The sequence below is a fragment of the Ralstonia sp. 110700041-2 genome, assembly GCF_056280165.1.
In genome coordinates this window covers 19,844-37,874 of record NZ_JBSFAI010000018.1, presented here as the reverse complement: position 1 = coordinate 37,874, position 18,031 = coordinate 19,844, and the positions used below count along the sequence as shown (strand labels likewise).

The 18,031-nt window shown below is 65.5% G+C and carries 15 protein-coding genes; 5 read left to right on the top strand and 10 right to left on the bottom strand.

Features of this window, described 5'->3' with window-relative positions; all coding sequences use genetic code 11:
• Nucleotides 1-19 precede the first annotated feature (19 nt).
• The 3 genes from ACUXH0_RS22965 to ACUXH0_RS22955 all read left to right on the top strand — a co-directional run bounded on the left by ACUXH0_RS22965 (nucleotide 20) and on the right by ACUXH0_RS22955 (nucleotide 3,584).
• Nucleotides 20-679: a cysteine dioxygenase family protein gene (locus ACUXH0_RS22965; RefSeq protein ID WP_012430444.1), complete on the top strand. Its 660-nt coding sequence runs from the start codon at nucleotides 20-22 to the stop codon at nucleotides 677-679.
• Nucleotides 676-2,325, top strand: coding sequence for a rhodanese-related sulfurtransferase (locus ACUXH0_RS22960; RefSeq protein ID WP_012430445.1), 1,650 nt, complete (start codon nucleotides 676-678; stop codon nucleotides 2,323-2,325). Before ACUXH0_RS22965 ends, ACUXH0_RS22960 begins: the two co-directional genes overlap by 4 nt.
• A 371-nt stretch (nucleotides 2,326-2,696) precedes the next feature.
• A complete protein-coding gene (locus tag ACUXH0_RS22955) occupies nucleotides 2,697-3,584 on the top strand; it encodes an EamA family transporter (RefSeq protein WP_182594692.1) in 888 nt (295 codons plus the stop codon).
• Between the two features lie 15 nt (nucleotides 3,585-3,599).
• On the opposite strand, the gene ACUXH0_RS22950 is transcribed toward ACUXH0_RS22955, so the two are convergent.
• The 4 genes from ACUXH0_RS22950 to ACUXH0_RS22935 all read right to left on the bottom strand — a co-directional run bounded on the left by ACUXH0_RS22950 (nucleotide 3,600) and on the right by ACUXH0_RS22935 (nucleotide 8,871).
• Nucleotides 3,600-5,612: a putative bifunctional diguanylate cyclase/phosphodiesterase gene (locus ACUXH0_RS22950; RefSeq protein ID WP_182594693.1), complete on the bottom strand. Its 2,013-nt coding sequence runs from the start codon at nucleotides 5,610-5,612 to the stop codon at nucleotides 3,600-3,602.
• Nucleotides 5,609-6,181: a YfiR family protein gene (locus ACUXH0_RS22945; protein ID WP_004633933.1), complete on the bottom strand. Its 573-nt coding sequence runs from the start codon at nucleotides 6,179-6,181 to the stop codon at nucleotides 5,609-5,611. Before ACUXH0_RS22945 ends, ACUXH0_RS22950 begins: the two co-directional genes overlap by 4 nt.
• The gene (locus ACUXH0_RS22940; protein ID WP_182594700.1) at nucleotides 6,178-8,193 is read right to left on the bottom strand and encodes a TonB-dependent receptor plug domain-containing protein; all 2,016 of its coding nucleotides are present in this window, start codon (nucleotides 8,191-8,193) and stop codon (nucleotides 6,178-6,180) included. Before ACUXH0_RS22940 ends, ACUXH0_RS22945 begins: the two co-directional genes overlap by 4 nt.
• A gap of 258 nt (nucleotides 8,194-8,451) precedes the next feature.
• The gene (locus ACUXH0_RS22935; RefSeq protein ID WP_004633929.1) at nucleotides 8,452-8,871 is read right to left on the bottom strand and encodes a F0F1 ATP synthase subunit epsilon; all 420 of its coding nucleotides are present in this window, start codon (nucleotides 8,869-8,871) and stop codon (nucleotides 8,452-8,454) included.
• A 236-nt stretch (nucleotides 8,872-9,107) separates the two neighbouring features.
• On the opposite strand from ACUXH0_RS22935, the gene ACUXH0_RS22930 reads away from it, so the two are divergent.
• Both ACUXH0_RS22930 and ACUXH0_RS22925 read left to right on the top strand, forming a co-directional pair.
• Nucleotides 9,108-10,043 carry a LysR substrate-binding domain-containing protein gene (locus tag ACUXH0_RS22930; protein ID WP_012430448.1) on the top strand — a complete coding sequence of 312 codons (936 nt, stop codon included), beginning with the start codon at nucleotides 9,108-9,110 and terminating at the stop codon, nucleotides 10,041-10,043.
• Nucleotides 10,044-10,088: 45 nt separating this feature from the next.
• Nucleotides 10,089-10,772 (top strand): HAD family hydrolase, encoded by a 684-nt coding sequence (locus tag ACUXH0_RS22925; protein WP_182594694.1) that lies wholly within the window; start codon nucleotides 10,089-10,091, stop codon nucleotides 10,770-10,772.
• 59 nt (nucleotides 10,773-10,831) lie between these two features.
• Here the strand turns inward: ACUXH0_RS22925 and ACUXH0_RS22920 are convergent, their stop codons facing one another.
• The 6 genes from ACUXH0_RS22920 to ACUXH0_RS22895 form a co-directional block, all read right to left on the bottom strand.
• The gene (locus ACUXH0_RS22920; protein WP_182594695.1) at nucleotides 10,832-12,052 is read right to left on the bottom strand and encodes a TIGR03364 family FAD-dependent oxidoreductase; all 1,221 of its coding nucleotides are present in this window, start codon (nucleotides 12,050-12,052) and stop codon (nucleotides 10,832-10,834) included.
• A gap of 3 nt (nucleotides 12,053-12,055) precedes the next feature.
• Nucleotides 12,056-13,081: a putative 2-aminoethylphosphonate ABC transporter substrate-binding protein gene (locus ACUXH0_RS22915; protein WP_004633921.1), complete on the bottom strand. Its 1,026-nt coding sequence runs from the start codon at nucleotides 13,079-13,081 to the stop codon at nucleotides 12,056-12,058.
• Nucleotides 13,082-13,136: 55 nt separating this feature from the next.
• Complete coding sequence (phnX, locus tag ACUXH0_RS22910) at nucleotides 13,137-14,015, bottom strand: phosphonoacetaldehyde hydrolase (protein WP_182594696.1); 879 nt, start codon at nucleotides 14,013-14,015, stop codon at nucleotides 13,137-13,139.
• A 44-nt stretch (nucleotides 14,016-14,059) separates the two neighbouring features.
• On the bottom strand, nucleotides 14,060-15,823 hold the full coding sequence (locus ACUXH0_RS22905; protein ID WP_012430452.1) for a putative 2-aminoethylphosphonate ABC transporter permease subunit: 1,764 nt from the start codon (nucleotides 15,821-15,823) through the stop codon (nucleotides 14,060-14,062).
• 7 nt (nucleotides 15,824-15,830) lie between these two features.
• Complete coding sequence (locus ACUXH0_RS22900; RefSeq protein ID WP_012430453.1) at nucleotides 15,831-16,973, bottom strand: putative 2-aminoethylphosphonate ABC transporter ATP-binding protein; 1,143 nt, start codon at nucleotides 16,971-16,973, stop codon at nucleotides 15,831-15,833.
• A 78-nt stretch (nucleotides 16,974-17,051) separates the two neighbouring features.
• Nucleotides 17,052-17,918, bottom strand: a complete 867-nt coding sequence (locus ACUXH0_RS22895; RefSeq protein ID WP_182594697.1) for a LysR family transcriptional regulator — start codon at nucleotides 17,916-17,918, stop codon at nucleotides 17,052-17,054.
• Nucleotides 17,919-18,031: the final 113 nt, after the last annotated feature.

Genomic DNA, 18,031 nt, shown 5'->3' with positions numbered 1-18,031 from the left:
CCACACCAGGAACCTGTCGATGAGCACGCCTGCACTCGCCACCGTTTCCGCTGCTGCTTCCTCTGCGGCACCCGTACAAACACAGTCCATCGCGCCGCTGCGTGAGTTCGTGACGGCGCTGTCGCGCCTGCTGGATCAGCAACCGACCGAAGCCGAAATCCTCTCGCGCGCCGGTGCCCTGCTCGGTGCGCTCGTCGCCCGCGACGACTGGTTGCCCGCTGAATACTCGCAGCCGCACCCAGAGCACTTCCAGCAGTTCCTCCTGCATGCCGATTCCGGCGAGCGCTTTTCCATCGTCAGCTTTGTCTGGGGCCCGGGCCAGCGCACACCCATTCACGACCACACCACGTGGGGCCTGATCGGCATGCTGCGCGGCGCTGAATACTCGCAGCCGTTCAAGCTCGACGCGCAAGGCAAACCCCAACCCGACGGCCCGGCCATCCGCCTGGAGCCGGGCGCTGTAGAACACGTCTCGCCGCGCGTGGGGGACATCCACCGCGTGCACAACGCCTTTGACGATCGCACCTCGATCAGCATCCACGTCTACGGCGGCAACATCGGCGGCATCCACCGTTCCGTCTACACGGAAGACGGCGAGCGCAAGCCGTTCGTCTCCGGCTATTCGAATACCCATCTGCCCAATCTCTGGGACCGTTCCAAGGACACGCCCGCATCATGAGTACCACCATCGACGCTATCGACGCCATCGAATCGCCGGTCGCTGCACCGCTGGCCGAAACCCACGTCCCGACGTTGGCGTATGCCGACGTGCGCGCCGCCCTGCTGGCCCGCAAGGAGATTGCACTGGTCGACGTCCGCGAGGAAGACCCGTATGCCCAGGCGCATCCGCTATGGGCAGCCAACCTGCCGCTCTCCCGGCTGGAGTTGGAAGCGTGGTCGCGCATTCCGCGCCGCGACACGTTGATCGTGCTGTACGGCGTGCACGATGGCGTGGACCTCGCCCCGCGCGCGGCGGCCAAGCTGGCTGAACTCGGCTATACGCGCGTGTACCTGCTCGAAGGCGGACTCGATGGCTGGCGCGCAGCCGGCGGCGAGGTGTTCCAAGACGTGAACGTGCCGAGCAAATCCTTTGGCGAATACGTGGAGGCGCACCGCCACACGCCGTCGCTCAGCGCGCAGGAGGTCAAGGCGCTGCTTGATGCCAAGCGCGACGTGGTGATCGTCGATTCGCGCCGCTATGAAGAGTTTCAGACCATGAGCATCCCCACGGCGACGAGCGTGCCGGGTGCCGAGCTGGTGTTGCGCATCCGCGAGCTGGCACCGGACCCGAGCACGCAGGTCATCGTCAATTGCGCGGGACGCACGCGCAGCATCATCGGCACGCAATCGCTGGTGAATGCCGGCATCCCCAACCCGGTGGCGGCACTGCGCAATGGCACCATCGGCTGGCTGCTGGCCGATCAGGTGCTGGACCATGGCGCCAACCGCCGTCATCCGCAGGACGTGTCTGCCGAATCACGCGCGCAGGCACAGGCCGATGCGCGCGCCGTGGCCGAACGCGCCAACGTGCCGCGCATTGCGCTGGCTGAGGTTGCCAAACTCGAGACCCCGGACCGCACGGTCTACAAGCTCGACGTGCGCACACCCGAGGAATATGCCACCGGCCACCTGCCCGGCTTTGCCAGCGCGCCCGGCGGCCAGCTCGTGCAGGAAACGGACCACACCGCCGCCGTGCGCGGCGCCCGCATCGTCCTGGCCGATGACGACGGCGTGCGTGCCGACATGTCCGCCTCGTGGCTCGCACAGATGGGCTGGGAGGTTTATGTCGTCGATCCGGTCGACGCGAGCGCGCGCAGCGTCACCGGGACGTGGCAGACACCTGCCCCGCCGCTCCCCGCCGTGCGCACGGTCGACGCCCGCGCCCTGGCCGGCTGGCTGGAAGCGGGCGACACCGCCGTCATCGACGTCACGCGCAGCGCCAACTACGTTGCGCGGCATATTCCGGGTGCGTGGTTTGCCGTACGCTCAGACTTGCCCGCAGCGCTGGCGCGCATCCCGGCGGCCCGCCGCTACGTGCTGACGTGCGGCTCCAGCCAGCTCGCCCGCTTTGCCGCCGCCGACCTTGCCAAGCTGACGCAGGCCGAGGTGTGGGTGCTCGACGGAGGCACTGCAACATGGGTGGCCGCCGGCCTGCCCATTGAAACCGGCGAGACCCGCCTGGCCTCAGACCGCATCGACCGCTACCGCCGCCCGTATGAAGGCACGAGCGCACCGCGTACCGCGATGCAGGCCTATCTCGATTGGGAGTTCGGGCTGGTCGAGCAGCTGCGGCGCGACGGAACGCACGGGTTCCGGGTCATCTGACTGGCCTGCAAGGTTCGGAACGTCAGGCTTGGCGTTCCGAACCCGACCGTTGGGGTTGGACACTCCATGCTTGCGGTTCCGAACTCCACCGTCGGCGTTCGGAACGTGACCGGCGTCGTTCCGAACCTCGATATCTCGTACTTCGAACACCGACATTGAGGTTCTGAACGCCGTGCATGGGGTTCCAAACTCGGCACGCGGGGTTCATCACTCCGAGCGCGAGGTGTGGAACCGCGTGATGGCAGTCTCAAACCCACATACGCCTCAGCTCACTTGCTTGCTAACAATGCTCACAACGAGCGATAACAAAACTCGTTTTGCGCATAAGGCCGCCTTGAGTAGCATCGGGACTTCCTCGCAGAGGTTCCGTCATGTCCCCCTTCATCGCCCTGTGCCTGCTCATCACCTACGTGGTGTGGGGCACAACGTATCTCGCCATCCGTTTTGCGCTGACCGATCTGCCGCCCTTTCTGATGATGGGCTCGCGTTTTTTGGCTGCGGCGTTGCTGCTCGCCCCGCTGGTCATCCTGCGACAGCGCAAGCGGCCCGAAGAACGGCCGACGTTGCGCCAGGTCCGCAACTGCGCGCTGATCGGCGCGTTCATGCTGGTGGGCGGCATGGGCATGACGGCGGTGGCCGAGCAGACCATCTCGTCGGGTGCGACCACGGTGATGATCGCGTCGATGCCGCTGTTCTCCACACTCTGGACGCTGCTGGCCGGCGGCCGCCTGCGTGCATATGAGATTGGCGCCATCGCGCTGGGCAGCATCGGGATTGCGGTGCTGTTTCGCGGAGCGGAGTTTCAGGCCAGCACGGTCGGCGTGCTGGCGCTGACCACCGCCATTGCGTCATGGTCGTTCGGCTCGCAGCTCTCCAAGCGCATCGACATGCCCAAGGGCATGACGGCCTTTGTACTGGAGATGGCCTTTGGCGGCGTGGCGCTCGTGGTGCTCAGCCTGCTCACCGGCGAAGCGTGGCCCAGCCACATCGGCATGCACGCCGCGCTTGCGTGGGGCTACCTTGTGGTGTTCGGTTCGGCCATCGCATTCACGGCCTACATGGCGCTGGTGGAACGCGTGTCCACCGTCATGGCGACAAGCTATGTGTATGTGAACCCGCCCATCGCCCTGCTGATGGGCGCATGGCTCGCCGATGAAGTGGTCGCGCCGCAGACGCTGGGCGCCACGGGCATCATCCTCGCGGCCGTGGTCGTGCTGACGGCCTGGGCTACGCGGGCGGCGCGACGGGCGGCTGCTTGAGCGTCTGTATAGCTGCTACCCCGCCAACGACGACGGCAACGACGCGCTCGGCACCACCTCCTCTTCGGCATACGCAGCGGTGCCGCTGTCCGCAGCGTTGTCCAGTCGGTTGAGCCAGGCCATCAACGCGTCGGCTTGCTGCGGGCGCGAGAACAGGTAGCCCTGCCCCAGGTCGCATCCGGCGTCGCGCAGCAACGCGAGCTGCTCGGGGTCTTCCACGCCTTCGGCCACCACCTGCATGCGCAGGCTGTGGGCCATGGCGATCACCGCGCCGGCAATGGCTTCGCCGTCGCCGGGCATGCGCTGCACAAAGCTGCGGTCGATCTTGAGCTTCTGGATCGGAAAACGCTGCAGATACGCCAGCGACGAATACCCGGTGCCGAAATCGTCGATCGACAGGCTGATGCCGGCCGCGTGCAGGGATTCGAGCAGCGCGATGTTGGCTTCGATGTCTTCCATCAGCACGCTCTCCGTAATTTCGAGCTCGAGCTGATGCGGCGGCATGCCGGTTTCGCGCAGCACGTCCATGACGTTTTCCACGAGCGCCGGGTCGCGCGTCTGTCGAGCCGACAGGTTGACGGCCACCCGCAGCGTGACGCCGTCTTCGCGCATCCAGCGCACCGCCTGTTGGCACGCGGTACGCAGCACCCACAGGCCAAGCGGCACGATCAGCCCGGTTTCTTCCGCCACGGCGATGAACTCGCCCGGGCCAATCAGTCCGATCTCGGGATGGCGCCAGCGCACCAGTGCTTCCACGCCGTAGACGTTCGCCCTGGAGATCACCGCGTCGTGAGCATCGTCGGTGCTCAGGCGCACCTGCGGCTGGTAGGCCAGCAACAACTCTTCGCGGTCGAGCGCCCGGCGCAGATCGGCTTCCACGCGCAGGCGGCGGCGCGCCTGCTGGTCCATCTCCGACGTAAAGCTGGCGGCCGCATTCTTGCCGTGGTTCTTGGCGTGATACATCGCCGTGTCGGCGTTGCGCGTGAGCACCTGCACGTCACGTGCGTCATGCGGATACAGGCTCACGCCCACGCTGGCCGTGACGTAGATCTGATGCAGGTCGAGTGAAAACGGCGCCCCCAGCGCGGCAAGAATGCGCTTGGCCAACCCATCGGCCAGCGTTGCCGCTTCTGTCTCGGCAATCTGTGCACGGCCCGACAACTCTGCGATCACCGCGAACTCGTCTCCGCCGATGCGGCACAGCACCGCGCGCAGGTTGGCCTGCTCGATCACGTCGTTCAGCCGCCGTGCAACCTGGCGCAGCAGGCGGTCGCCATTGTTGTGGCCCAGCGTGTCATTGACGACCTTGAAGTTGTCCAGATCCAGCAGGAGCAGCCCAACCGCCCCCGTCTGGCCTGCGCGCTTGAGCGACACCTGCAGGCGTTCGTTGAAGGCGTGCCGGTTCGGCAGTTCCGTCACCGAATCGATGTGGGCCAGGTAGTCCAGGTGCGCCTCTGCCTGCAGCACCGCGCGGCGCATGCGGGCGATCACCAGATACGCGAGGCCCATTGCACCGATGCCCACCGATACGGTCAGCACCGCATAGCCGAGCAGTTGCATGTACAGCTCGCTCAGGCTGGAGCGCACCACCACGTAGCCGATTACGCGGCGCTCCGATTCCACGGGCTCCACCACCTCCAGCGTGGTGAGCGTCGATACAGCCGACTCGCGCAGCATGGCGGCATCGGGTGCGCGCACGGGCGCGGCATCGCCGTGCTGATACAGCGCCAGCGGCTTGCGCAGCGCGCTGAAAATGCCGGCAGCGCGCAGTGACGGCGATGCCTCCAGAGCGCCCAGCGTTTCTTCTGCCGCGCGGCGGTCATTGAAAAGCAGCGCGGCCACGCTGTTGGCACCGACGATGCGCGCCTGCACATGCACATCGCGCACCAGCGCCGCATGCAGCGCGATGAACTGGAACACGATGAGCAGGAAGCCGGCAATGGTCAGTGCCGCACCGGCACCGGCCATATTGGCTCGCACCACGGAGTGCCCCAGGCGGGGCCGAGGGGTCGTAACGTACAGGCTCATTGCACGGTCCTCGCCAGGCGCAGCAGTTGTGAGCTGAGTTGCAGATGGGCTTGCCGCGCGGCCACTGCATCGATGTCGAAGACCACGCGATCGTCATGCAGCGTCAACGCGATCATCGGTTCGGGGTTGCCGGGTGCGCGCTGGTTTTTAGGGCTGTCGGACACCGTCAGCATGGGCGTGGCCGGATCGACACGCACGCCGTTCGAAGCACGCGCATCAAACACCAGGACATGGCAGCCGGCAACGGTACCGTCATTGATCTTTCGGATTTCCAGGCGGTGTCCGCGCACGGGTTTTCCTGTCAGTTTTTCCAAGGCTGCCTGCAACGGATGCTGTGCTGTCACGCACAACACCATCGGGGCGTCGGCCTGGATGGCATCGGCCGGCCAGTTGGTGAACAGCGCAAAGTTGTAGATGAACGCTGCCTTGACCTGCACCTCGCTGGCCTGCATCTGCGCGTGCGTGGCGCCCATGCACACCACGCCAGCCAGCACGGCGCCCAGCGCCGCACATAACCTGCGCGGGCCTGGTCTTCGGGCGCGTCGGACGGTGCCGTGCGGGGTGTTCATCGGAAGGTGTAGGTGAATTTCACGCGAAAAGTACGGCCATCCTGCTCGATGGATGGCTGCGGTTGCTCCGGCCCGGCCGGATCGGCGTAGCGTCGATCGAACAGGTTGTAGACGCTGGCCGACATCTCCAGATTGGGTGCCAGCTGCGCCGCCAGCAAGGTCAGGTTGGCGATCCAGTAACCGCCCACTTGGCCCGTGGTCGTCAGCCGGTTACTGATGTATCGCGCCTCGATCCCTGCGCGCCAGTCGTCACGCCACACGGGCGCGGTGGCATTGATCTTGAGCATGTGACGCGGCGAATTGGCCAGCGTCTGGCCGCTGTCGATGTCTTCGGAACGCTGGAAGCTGTAGCTCGTGCGCAGGCGCGTGCCGCCCGGCCAGTTCTGCTCGTAGCCGAGTTCTGCGCCCCGTGTGCGCACGCGCGCCACGTTGCTGAAGAAGAGCAGCCCGGTGTTCGGGTCTTCGCTCTGGCTGATCAGGTTGGAAACGTTGTTCTGAAACACCGACAACGTGGCTTTGCCGCCTGCGGCAACTTGCTGTTCGACAACCGCTTCATACGTACGGATGCGTTCGGCCGACAGCCCGTGGGTAGCCTGCTGGCCGCCGGGGGCACTGCTCTGATAGTTCAATTCGTAATCGTTCGGCGCGCGATAGGCCATGCCGTAGATCGCCTTGACGGTGGTCGTTGGGGCGGCATGCCAGATCAGGCCCACACGTGGGCTGAAGATGCCCGGCGTGAAGCTCGTATGGTCGTAGCGCAGGCCCGTATCCAGCACCCAATCCGGATGGAGCATGAATTGGTCCTGCACGTATGCGCCCACGCGGTTGTTGGTGCGATGGTCGTCCAGGTAACTGACGTAGGGCACCGTATCGAAATTACGCATTGCATCACGGTAATCCCGTTGCAGCTCGGTACCCATGACCAGCGTATGGCGTTCGATACGGCGCGTCACGAGCTTGAGTTCCGTGCCGTACCACGCGGTATCGAACACATCGCGGTTGATGCCGGCCGGGGGCGGGTTGTACGTGTAATCGCCCAGCGACGCATACCGCCCCCAGAATAGCCGCGCAGACACGTCGGTCGTGTCGTCCAGTGCGTGCTGCCAGGTGCCGTTGAATATCTGCCGCGTATCGACAGCGCGCGAGCGCGGGTCGTTGAAGCTCTGGTTGTACGGCGCAGTGGGCACGCCCTTCGTCCGATCGACGTAGCCGAAGGTCATCCCGAACTCGCCGAAACTGCCCTTGGCAAACAGACGCTTGGCGCGGTCGAAATCCATGCCGCGGGCCACACCGTCACTCACGCCGGGCTCATTGAACTCGGCAAAGTACAGGTCGCGGCCCGGGGCATCGCTCACGCTGGCCGACAGCAGCCACTCGGCACCGTTCTCGGCTCGCTTACCCCACGTCAGGCGGGCATCGCGCGCATTGGCGCTGCCGGTCGATGCACTGGCCTGCACGCCGTCGATGTCACGGCCGCGCTTGGTGATGATGTTGATCACACCGAACAGCGCGTTCGACCCGTACACCGCCGAGCCCGCTCCGGGCACGTACTCCACCCGCTCGATCAGGTCGACGTTGAGGATGGCTTCGGTCCCGACGGCTGCCTGATCGAAGATCGGATCGTTGGTGCGATGGCCGTCGATCAGCAACAGGAAGCGGGTGTCGTAGTCGCCCGCCCGCAGAAAGCCGCGCGCCCCAAGCGTGTTGTAGCTGCGATCGTAGTTGGTGTAGAGCCCTGGAAGGCTCCCCAGGATGTCGGCCAGCGTGCGCCAGCCATAGGCTTTGATGTCCGCCGCGGTAATGACCGAAACGTTGGCGGGCGCCTCATTCGCGGCTTGCGCGTACTTGGATGCGCCGGTGACGACCTGCACCTGCATGAGTTGTTCGATAGGCAACGCGGTCAGGTCTGTCGCGTCTGTTTGGGCCAGCGCTGTCGTGGAAAGCAACGTAACCGCCACCGCAAACATTTGCGCAATTCGGCTCGGGTCAAGCAGCGCGCACGGCAAGCGCATTGGCAACGAGAACACATGCTCTGCACTCGGATGTTTCAAGCAACCAAGCCCAAGCGCACGGGCAATCACAACAAGCAGCGACATCAGCAGAACCGGCAGAACCGATCACGTCTGTGGGACGACGTTCGGCGGGAAATTCGATCGTTCTGCTCTAAAACGGAGAACCGGCGCGGTTCTTTACCCCACCCCTGGTGGGACGACACGTCAGCGCCGTTGTGGTGCAGGGCGGCATGGCCCCTTTCTTGTGAAGGCCAAGCCTCAGCGGCGGCGCTTGCGCAAACGCTCGATGGCGGCCAGTTGCGCGACGGCTTCGGCCAACTCCGCCTGCGCGCGTGCGTAGTCGAATTTGCTTTGGCTGTTCTGCATAAGCTCCTCAGCCGCCTTGCGGGCCTGCTGCGCTTTCGCTTCATCCAGGTCGTGTGCGCGCACGGCGGTGTCTGCCAGCACGATCACCTGCTCCGGTTGCACGTCGACAAAGCCGCCGGCTACAAAGAGGATCACTTCTTCGTTGTTCTCCTGCGTGACGCGGACACTGCCCGGGCGCATGCGCGTCAGCAGACGTTCATGGCCGGGCAGGATGCCCAGTTCGCCCTCGGTGCCGGGGATCACCACAAACTTGGCGTTGCCTTCGTACAGCCGTTCTTCTGCCGTGACGACATCGACCTTCAGCACCGGCATGGTCTCTCCTCTATTACGCGCATAGGTGGACACGGTAGCACGATGTGCGCCCGCCCCGTCCTCGCGCGCCCTTCCTTTTCGATGCGACCCACGCCACGTCGACTTGCGCGTGGCAATCGCCGCCGCCCGCGCGTCTGCCCATGGCTGACCGTAAGGTTTCACCGCATGTAGCGTCACAAACGCTGCCTAGACTGGGCGCCTGACGATCAAAAAAGACATATCAGGGAAACACAAGCATGCTGGGCGATCTATTGATGTCGTTCTTCGAGGTGGCGCGCCAGGGCAGCGTCACGTCGGCCGCCAAGCGCCTGCGCCTGTCGCAGCCGACCGTGACCGGACGTATCCGCCAACTGGAAGAGATGTACGGCGTGGAACTGTTTCACCGCCGCGGCAGCCGGCTGGACCTGTCCGACCTGGGCGTGAGCCTCATGCCTATCGTCGAGCGCCTCGCGCAGCAAGAAGGCGACGTCGATTTTCTCCTGCGCAATGCCGGTGATCTGCGCACCGGCAACCTGCGCGTGGGCGCCACGGGCCCGTACTACATCCTGCCCAGCGTGGCGGCGTTTCGCGCACGCCATCCCACCATCGAGATCACCATCGAATTCGGCAACTCGCAGCAGATGCTCGAGGCGCTCTCGGAGGTGCGTATCGACCTGGCTGTTTCGTCTCACGCCGTGGATGACGAACGGCTGCATCGCATCACGCTGGCCGAAGACACGATGGTGCTGGTGGTGCCGCTGGACCACCCACTTGCACGTCGCCCGAGCGTCACCCTGGATGACGTTGCCGGCTGCCAATTGCTGATGCGCGAACCGGGCTCCGTCACCCGCCGCGTCACCGAAGACGCGTTTGCCGCGGCCGGCATCGAGCCTGCCAGCACGAGCATCATCGGCAGCCGGGAAGCCATTTACGAAGCAGTCAGCCTGGGGCTGGGCTGCAGCATCGTTCCCGCACGTGAAGCACCGCGCCGGCCCGACGTGCGCGTGCTGCCGTTTGCCGGCAACGCGCCAGTCATTCACGAATACCTGTACTTCCTGAAGGAGCGCAAGGACGCACGGCTGGTACGCGCGTTTCTTGACCGCCTGGACCCGCAGTTGGCCCACGCACCCGAGAAAAAGGCCGATGCGTTCATCGCCAAAGTTATGGCAATGGACACAGCCGCGACGCGCTAGGGCCGTAACTTCGCGGTTTTTCAACCGCCCCTGGCCGCCCGTTGTATGCAATCGCTTGCCCTGTTCGACCTGGATCACACCCTGCTACCCATTGATAGCGAATACGAATGGGGCCGCTTCCTGGTCGCCCAGGGCGCGGTGGATCGAAGCCTCTTTGAGCAAGCCAACGAACGGTGGATGCGAGAGTACCGCGACGGCACGCTCGACTTTGCGCGACACGCGCGCTTCTCGCTCGGCCTGCTGGCCCAGCACCCGCGTACGCGGCTAGACGCCTGGCGTGCGACGTTCCTGCGCGACATCATCACGCCAGCCATGCTGCCGCGCGCACGGAAACTGGTCGACACACACCTGCGCGCCAGCGATCTTTGCTGCATCGTCACCGCCACGCACCGCTACCTGGCCGAGCCGATTGCCGCCGCGTTCAACGTGCCACATCTGCTGGCGGTGGAAGGCGAGACCCTCAACGGCCAGAGCGATGGCGCCTTCACGGGTAACCCGCTCGGCACGGCCACGTTTGGCGCGGGCAAGATCGTGCGCGTCACGGAATGGCTCGCACAGCGCGGCCAGCGCATGACGGACTTCTCGCGCACCGTGTTCTACAGCGATTCACGCAACGACCTGCCGCTGCTTGAAGCCGTTTCGCATCCGGTGGCCGTGAGCCCCGACAGCACTTTGCGTGCCGTGGCCGAATCGCGCGGCTGGCCCATCGTCGAACTCTTTCCTGCCTGAAAACAAGAACGCCCGCCCGGCGTGAACCATGCGGGCGTCTGCACTGAACAGTAGCTATGTCAGGCGGCCACGTCTGCGGGCACGCTTGCCGGCGGTGTCCACTGCGGCAGCTCGGTGCCGTCGACCAGCGCATCCATATGCCGATGCGCCAGCGCCGGGCCCACGCTCATGCCAATGCCGCTGTGCATCAGCGCGACTGTGGTGCGGTCATCGACGCGGGTAATGGAGAATGCGCCGCTGCCCGGCACACGGCACTTCGCGCCGTACACGCCCTGCCAACGCTCGACCACGCGCAGCTTGGCTCCAAAGGTGTCCCGTGCGAGATCCAGCATGATGTTGTCGACCGACTCGGCGTTGAACGGGCGCGCGTCCTGGCCGTAGTCGTGCGAATCGCCAACGATCCAGTCGCCATAGGGCGTCGGGCTGACCAACAGGTGAATGCCATGACGCGCCAGCTCGGGGCGCTGATGCTCGATCTGCATGGCCAGTGCCTGGGCGGTCGGCAGATCCGCAAATGCGCCGTAGTGCGTGCATGACAGGCCGGTCAGCACGGCGTGTTCCAGGCGGAAGCCGTCTTCGGGCGTGACACGCAGCATCTGGAGGCGGCAAACCTGCGGTTGCAGCGCGCGAAGCTGGTCAGCACACAGCGTCTGGTAATCGTGACCGCTGCAGACGACGACGCGCTGGGCGTTGCACACGCCGGCGGTTGTCTCCAGCCGGCCGCCTTCCACATGGCGCACGAGCGTGCCGAAATGGAAACGCACGCCTTGCGTGGCAAGCCACGACGCCAACGCCGGAATCGCTTCGCGCGAATAGAGCTGCAGATCATCAAAGCCCTGAAGCGCCGCGCGGTGGCGCAGGAAGCGGCCATCGTAAAGATTCGCCAGGTCTGCGCTGCGCAGCAGCTTGACGTTGTAGCCGAAGGCCGGTGCACGCGTTGCCATGAACTCGTCCAGCACGGCTTCTTCTGCGGCATTGCGGGCAAACAGCAACGCACCGTTCGCACGCGCAAAGATGCCGGCCTTGTCGGCCCAGTCGAGATACAGCGCGCGGCTTTCGCGCGCGAGGTCCAGCATGATGCCGGGCGGCTGGCCAGTCACCAGCATCTGCCCAAAATTACGGATGGACGCACCGACGGCAATATCGCTGCGCTCGAACACCGTCACGCGCAGGCCGCGTTTGACGGCAGCGGCTGCGTGCGCCAAGCCCAAAATGCCAGCCCCGACGATGGCGACGTCGGTGCTGGCATCCAGGCCCCCTTGAGTTACGGGAGCTTGCATCGCTTACTTCTTCTCCGACTTGCCGTCGTAGCGCTTCGTCCACTCGGCGAGGATGCGATCGCGGTTGGCGCTGGCCCACGCAAAGTCGTTCTTGATCAGATGCTTTTCGTAGTCGGCCGGCAGCAGCGGATCCGGCTTGGAGAAGCCGGGCGTGGCGACCACGGCAAAGTTCTTCTCGTACAGCGCCATCGCAGCCGGGCTTGCCGAGAAGTCAGCCAGCTTCTTGGCCGCTTCCAGGTTCTTGGTGCCCTTCATGATGCCGGTCGCTTCCACGTCCCAGCCCAGGCCTTCCGACGGCAGCACGATATCGATCGGGGCGCCTTCCTTCTTCGACTTCACCGCGCGGTATTCGAACGCGATACCGATCGGGAACTCGCCCGAGGCGGCCATTTTGCAAGGCTTGGAGCCCGAGTGCGTGTACTGGCCGATGTTCTGGTGCAGCGCGTCCATGTACGCCCAGCCCTTCTGCTCGCCCATCATCTGCAGCCACGCGCTCACGTCGAGGTAGCCGGTGCCCGACGATGCCGGGTTCGGCATGACGATCTTGCCGGCATACACGGGCTTGGTCAGGTCGGCCCACGACGTCGGCTTCGGCAGATTCTGCTTCTGTGCTTCGACGGTGTTGAAGCAGATGGCGGCGCCCCAGGCATCCATGCCCACCCATGCCGGCGGGTTGGCCTTGTCGCGGTAAGTCGCACCGATCTTCGACAGATCGGCCGGTGCGTACGGCGTCAGCATGCCTTCCTTGTCCAGGATGGCCAGGCTCGATGCGGCCAGGCCCCACACCACGTCGGCACGCGGGTTGTTCTTCTCGGCCAGCAGCTTGGCGGTGACGACGCCGGTGGAGTCGCGCACCCACTTGATTTCGATATCCGGATTGGCCTTCTCGAAGGCGTCCTGGTATGCCTTCACTTGGTCAGCTTCCAGCGCCGTGTACACGGTCAGCGTGGTCTTGGCGAACGCCGACGTGGCAAACGCCATCGTTGCCGACGTGATTGCGGCGGCCAGCAGGGAAAGACGTGCGGTCATGGTTTCCTCGGTGTGGTGTGATGCAGGGGACAAGACAACAAACAGGACAACAAACTCAAATGCACTGCGGGCGTTCACCGCGCGCGAGGCGGCGGTTGATGTCGGCCACGACTTCGGGCAGATCGGCAATCGTATCGATCTCGTAATGCGGGCGGCAGGCGGCAAAGCCGGCGGAGATGGCAACGCGATGGCGCGCACGCTCGTCCGCAGACAGCGCGGTGTACTGCTCGTACGGCAGGCCAAGCGCGTTGCCCGACATCAGCAGCGCAACGGTCCACATGCCGGCGCGGCGGCCCTCTTCGATGCCGGGCACGGTGTCGTCGACCTTCACGCAGGCGGCCACATCGCCAATCGCAAGGTCGACCACGCAGCGCAGGGCCTGCGCGGGCCACGGGCGGGCGCGGGGCACTTCGTCGCAAGCGATCACGCAGTCGGGCGTGTAGCCGGCCTTGGCAGCCAGATCGATCACGCGGTCCATCACCACGCGCGGGTAACCGGAGCACGTACCGATCTTCAAACCCGCTTCGCGCAGCGCGGCGGCGGTGTCCAGCGCGCCCGGAATCATGGCGGAATGCGCACCCACCTTTTCGATCTGCAGCGGCATGAAGCGGTTGTAGATGGCCGTGACATCGTCATCGGTCGGCATGCGGCCATGTGCAAGCGAGAAACGCGCGGCGATGGCGCCGTCGTTGCACAGCGTGCGGATGTGGTCCCACTTGCCCAGGCCCATCGGGCCGCGCGCTTCGTCCAGCGTGATGGCGACGCCAAATTCCGCAAACGCTTCCACGAAGATCTGCGTGGGCGCAAACGAGCCAAAGTCGACCACGGTGCCGGCCCAGTCGAGCACAGCAGCCTCTAGGCGCAAGGGCGTGCTGCCGGGGTTGATGCGGTCTGCGCCCGCCTGGCGCGTCGTGATTGGGGAGGAATCACCCATGTGCTTGCTTCCTTTCTGCTTTATTGCTGTTACAGACTACGAATTCAATGCGCCGCCGTGCGCCAAGCCTGCGTGCGGCGCACGATGCCGCGCATGGCCAGCTCCAGCAGCAGCGATACGACGATCGACGTGACCAGAATGAGCGTGGACATCGCCGCCGCAGGGCCGATGTCGCCGGCGTCGTCCATGTTCAGCACGGCCACGGAGGCGAGGACGGTGTCCGGGCTGTAGAGGAAGATCACCGCCGACACAGTGGTCATGGCCGACACGAACAGATAACGCGCGCACGACAGCACGGCCGGCAGGCACATCGGCAGCGTCACACGCCAGTACGTGCGCAGCGCCGACACCTTGAGCGAGGCCGACACCGCCTCGAACACCGGATCGAGTTGCCCCAGCGACGCCACCGACGTGAGGTGCGCCGCCGTGGCGCAGTGCATGATCGTGCAGATCACCATCAGCGCCATGCCGCCATACAGGCCGTTGAGCGGATTGGCCGGATGGTTGAAGAAAAACACGTAGCCCAGACCGAGCACGAGGCCGGGCACCGCCATCGGCAGTAGCACGGCAAAGCGGATGGCCGAATGCAGCCCCGATTGCAGCCATCCTGCGGCGCGCGTCTTTTCGACCAGCCATGCGCCGGTGAAGATCAGTGCGGTACCGAACACGGTCGTCAGCGCGGCCAGCTTCAGGCTGTTGCGATACGCGAGCCAGCCGCCGCCGTCCATATTGTCGAAGTCGTAGTTGCGCAGCGACAGTTCGAGGTTGTACGGCCAGAGCTTCACCAGCGATGCCCCGACGGCGGTGGCAAGCATCAGCAGAATTCCGCCGACCACCAGCACGCTCAGCAAGAGGAAAAGTCCGTCACGCAGACGATCAGGCTGCGGATGATATGGCTGCGCGCGGCTGGCCAGCGCGGCGTGCTGGCGACGCTGCACGAGGCGCTCTACCGCAAAGGTCAGCAGCGCCGGCAGCAGCAACATCAGGCCGATCACGGCACCGCGCGCAAACTGCTGCTGCCCCACCACGGCCTTGTAGGCCTCGACGGCCAACACCTGGTAGCTGCCTCCCACCACGGTCGGCACACCAAAGTCGGTCGCGACCAGCGTGAAGACCAGTGCAAAGGCGCCAAACAACCCGTAGCGTGCGCCGGGCAGCGTCACCGTGCGGAAGGTGCGCCACGGGCTCGCGCCCATGGCACGGGCGGCGTCATACAGCCGGCCGTCCGCCAGCGTGAGCGTCGCCAGCAGCAGCATCAACGCATACGGAAAGGTATAAAACACCTCGCCCAGCACGATGCCCCAGAAGCCGTAGATGTTGCTGCCGTTCATCCATGCCTTGAACAGGCCCTGGTTGCCGAACAGGTAGACCAGCGCAATGCCCGGCAGCAGCGACGGCGCAAACAGCGGCAGCATCGCCAGCGTGCGCAGCGTGCCGCGCAACGGCATGCGCGTGCGCTGCACCGCATACGCCAGGGCAAACGCCAGCGGCACCACAATGGCAGCCACGGCGCTGGATACGGCCAGCGTACGCCCCACCATGGCCAGGAAATTCGGCCCCTGCACCACGTGGGCAACCAGCGCGAGGCCATGCTCGTCTGTGCTGCGGGCGCTGGCAACGAGGCCCGTGGCCTGCAAGAGCATCATCGCCGTGGGCAGCAGCAAGCCGATGGTCAGCAACAGCAGCCAGCCGAGCTTCATGCCCGTCAGCACCGGCGTATCGGTACGCCAGAAAGGCCGGCCCGCAGCGCGAACCGGTTCGGATTGCGTGGCCGTAACCACGTTGGTCTCGGGCGGCAGCATCGACATCGCGGCCTCAGGCATACACGCGCAGGCCGTCGCGCTCCAGCGCGATCCAGAGCTTGCTGTCGCCCAGGCCGTTGCGGCCGGCTTGCAGCGCGCTCGATGCCACTTCGGCCACCAGCGGTGCGTCGGTCAGGCCATCGATCGACAGCGTCACGCGCGTGCGGCTGCCAAGGTAGATCTGGTCGACCACGCGGGCGAGATGGCGGTTGGGGGCGTCGTCGTCGGGGTGCAGCGTGACGGCCTCGGGGCGGCAGAACAGCCGGCCTGGAGCCGAGGCACTGTCTGCGAAAGCCGGATCCAGCAGCAGCGGTTGGCCGGCCAGCGTGGGCGTGCCGTCTTCCGCGCGCTCCAGCGGCAGCCAGTTGGCCTGGCCGACAAAGCCTGCGACAAACGCGGTGGCCGGGCGCGAATAGATCTCCGTCGGCGAGCCGGTCTGCTCAATGCGGCCGTTCGACATGACGGCGATGCGATCGGCCATCGCCATGGCCTCGTCCTGGTCGTGCGTGACCATCAGCGTGGTCACGTTCAGCTTGCGCTGCAGGCGGCGCAGCTCGATGCGCAGGTGTTCGCGCACCTGGGCATCCAGCGCCGACATCGGCTCATCCAGCAGCAACAAGGACGGTGAGGGCGCCAGCGCCCGGGCCAGTGCCACGCGTTGCTGCTGGCCGCCCGACAGCTGCGACGGGTATTTCGCCTCGCTGCCAGCCAAGCCGACCAAGGTCAGCATCTCCGAGACGCGCGCCTGCATGCGCGCACGGTTGCCGTTGCTGGTGTCCAGCCCGTAACCAACGTTCTGCGCAACCGTCAGGTTGGGGAACAGCGCGTACGACTGGAAGACGATGCCGTAGTCACGCTCGCGTGGCGGCAGGTTGGAGATATCGCGGCCGCCGGCGACGATCTGGCCGCCGTCGTGCGCCTCCAGCCCCGCAATGATGCGCAGCAGGGTCGTCTTGCCGCAGCCCGAGGGGCCCAGCAGGCAGACGAATTCCCCCTGCGCCACATCCAGCGACACACCGTCGAGGGCCGTGAACGCGCCAAAGCGGCGCGAGATTTGCCGCACGGACAGGAACGGCGTGGCAGAACCCGAGGTCGGGTTGGTAGCAGGCTGAGGGAGGGGCACGGGGGCGCAGACAGTGGCAAAAACGGTCGCCACTGTAGCCAGCCGACATGTACCCCTTGTGGCAGTTACCCCAAAAACGCCAATGCGCGCATTTCCGGATTTTGGTCCGGTCTATGAAGAAACCGGCCGGACTTCGCTCAGGAAGGCCGCAATCAACCGCGCCTCGCGCCGATCCTGCAGGCAGTACAAGTATTCGCTCAGCTCCGGCGCGCCGCCTTCGAACGGGAGCACATGCAGATCCGCGTGGCTCGGCACTTCCTGGCGGGCGATAACGCTCACGCCCAGGTTGCGCGTGATGGCCTCGCGGATGGATTCCCGGCTGCCGATCTCCACCGTGGAAGCCGGCGTGACGCCTGCCTGGGCCATCATCGTTTCGGTCATGGCGCGGGTGGTCGATCCAACTTCGCGCACCAGCAGCCGGCATTGCGACAGCACGCTCACAGGCACGCTCGTCCGGTCGGCCAGCGCGTGGTTGCGATGCACCACCAGCACCAGCGGATCGCGTGCCAGTTCAATGCGCAGAAAGCGCGCGTCGTCCACGCGCTGCGACGACGACGCCACGTCAACGCGGTACTCCTGCAGCGCTTCGAGCATCTGCACCGAATTGCCGGCTTCGATGCTCACGTCGATGCCGGGATGGCTTTTGCAGAAGCGATCCACGATGTCGAGCACGTAATACGGCGCCGTCGCGCCGATGCGCAGGTGCCCCGAGCCCATGTCACCGGAGTTGCGCAGAAAGAAGTCGATCTCGGTTTCCTGGCGCACGAGCTGGTCCACCAGCGGCATCAGCCGCACACCGGCATCCGACAGGGTCAGCCGGCGCCCGCCCCGGTAGAACAGCTCCACGCCATAAGCCTCCTCCAGGGCGCGGATCTGCGAAGTGACGGTCGGCTGCGACAGGCCAAGTTGCTTGGCTGCCAGCGTGATGCTGCCCAGGCGGGCGACCATGAAGAACGATTTGAGCTGCGCGACGAGCATCGGCGAGTGACGTATTGAGCGCGTTTGCAGCGCTATGAGGAAGCGGGCGGCCCATTCTAGCGGATGCCCCGGCCGCCAAAGTGGCTTCGGGCGCCCTCCTCCGTTTTCTGCTT

Excerpts from the sequence above, each read along its gene's own strand:
- ACUXH0_RS22925 (WP_182594694.1), top strand. The coding sequence starts at position 10,089 with ATGCAATCGCTTGCCCTGTTCGACCTGGATCACACCCTGCTACCCATT.
- ACUXH0_RS22945 (WP_004633933.1), bottom strand. The coding sequence starts at position 6,181 with ATGAACACCCCGCACGGCACCGTCCGACGCGCCCGAAGACCAGGCCCG.
- ACUXH0_RS22935 (WP_004633929.1), bottom strand. The coding sequence starts at position 8,871 with ATGCCGGTGCTGAAGGTCGATGTCGTCACGGCAGAAGAACGGCTGTAC.
- phnX (WP_182594696.1), bottom strand. The coding sequence starts at position 14,015 with ATGGGTGATTCCTCCCCAATCACGACGCGCCAGGCGGGCGCAGACCGC.
- ACUXH0_RS22915 (WP_004633921.1), bottom strand. The coding sequence starts at position 13,081 with ATGACCGCACGTCTTTCCCTGCTGGCCGCCGCAATCACGTCGGCAACG.
- ACUXH0_RS22895 (WP_182594697.1), bottom strand. The coding sequence starts at position 17,918 with ATGCTCGTCGCGCAGCTCAAATCGTTCTTCATGGTCGCCCGCCTGGGC.
- ACUXH0_RS22955 (WP_182594692.1), top strand. The coding sequence starts at position 2,697 with ATGTCCCCCTTCATCGCCCTGTGCCTGCTCATCACCTACGTGGTGTGG.
- ACUXH0_RS22940 (WP_182594700.1), bottom strand. The coding sequence starts at position 8,193 with ATGCGCTTGCCGTGCGCGCTGCTTGACCCGAGCCGAATTGCGCAAATG.
- ACUXH0_RS22965 (WP_012430444.1), top strand. The coding sequence starts at position 20 with ATGAGCACGCCTGCACTCGCCACCGTTTCCGCTGCTGCTTCCTCTGCG.
- ACUXH0_RS22950 (WP_182594693.1), bottom strand. The coding sequence starts at position 5,612 with ATGAGCCTGTACGTTACGACCCCTCGGCCCCGCCTGGGGCACTCCGTG.
- ACUXH0_RS22920 (WP_182594695.1), bottom strand. The coding sequence starts at position 12,052 with ATGCAAGCTCCCGTAACTCAAGGGGGCCTGGATGCCAGCACCGACGTC.
- ACUXH0_RS22960 (WP_012430445.1), top strand. The coding sequence starts at position 676 with ATGAGTACCACCATCGACGCTATCGACGCCATCGAATCGCCGGTCGCT.
- ACUXH0_RS22905 (WP_012430452.1), bottom strand. The coding sequence starts at position 15,823 with ATGTCGATGCTGCCGCCCGAGACCAACGTGGTTACGGCCACGCAATCC.
- ACUXH0_RS22930 (WP_012430448.1), top strand. The coding sequence starts at position 9,108 with ATGCTGGGCGATCTATTGATGTCGTTCTTCGAGGTGGCGCGCCAGGGC.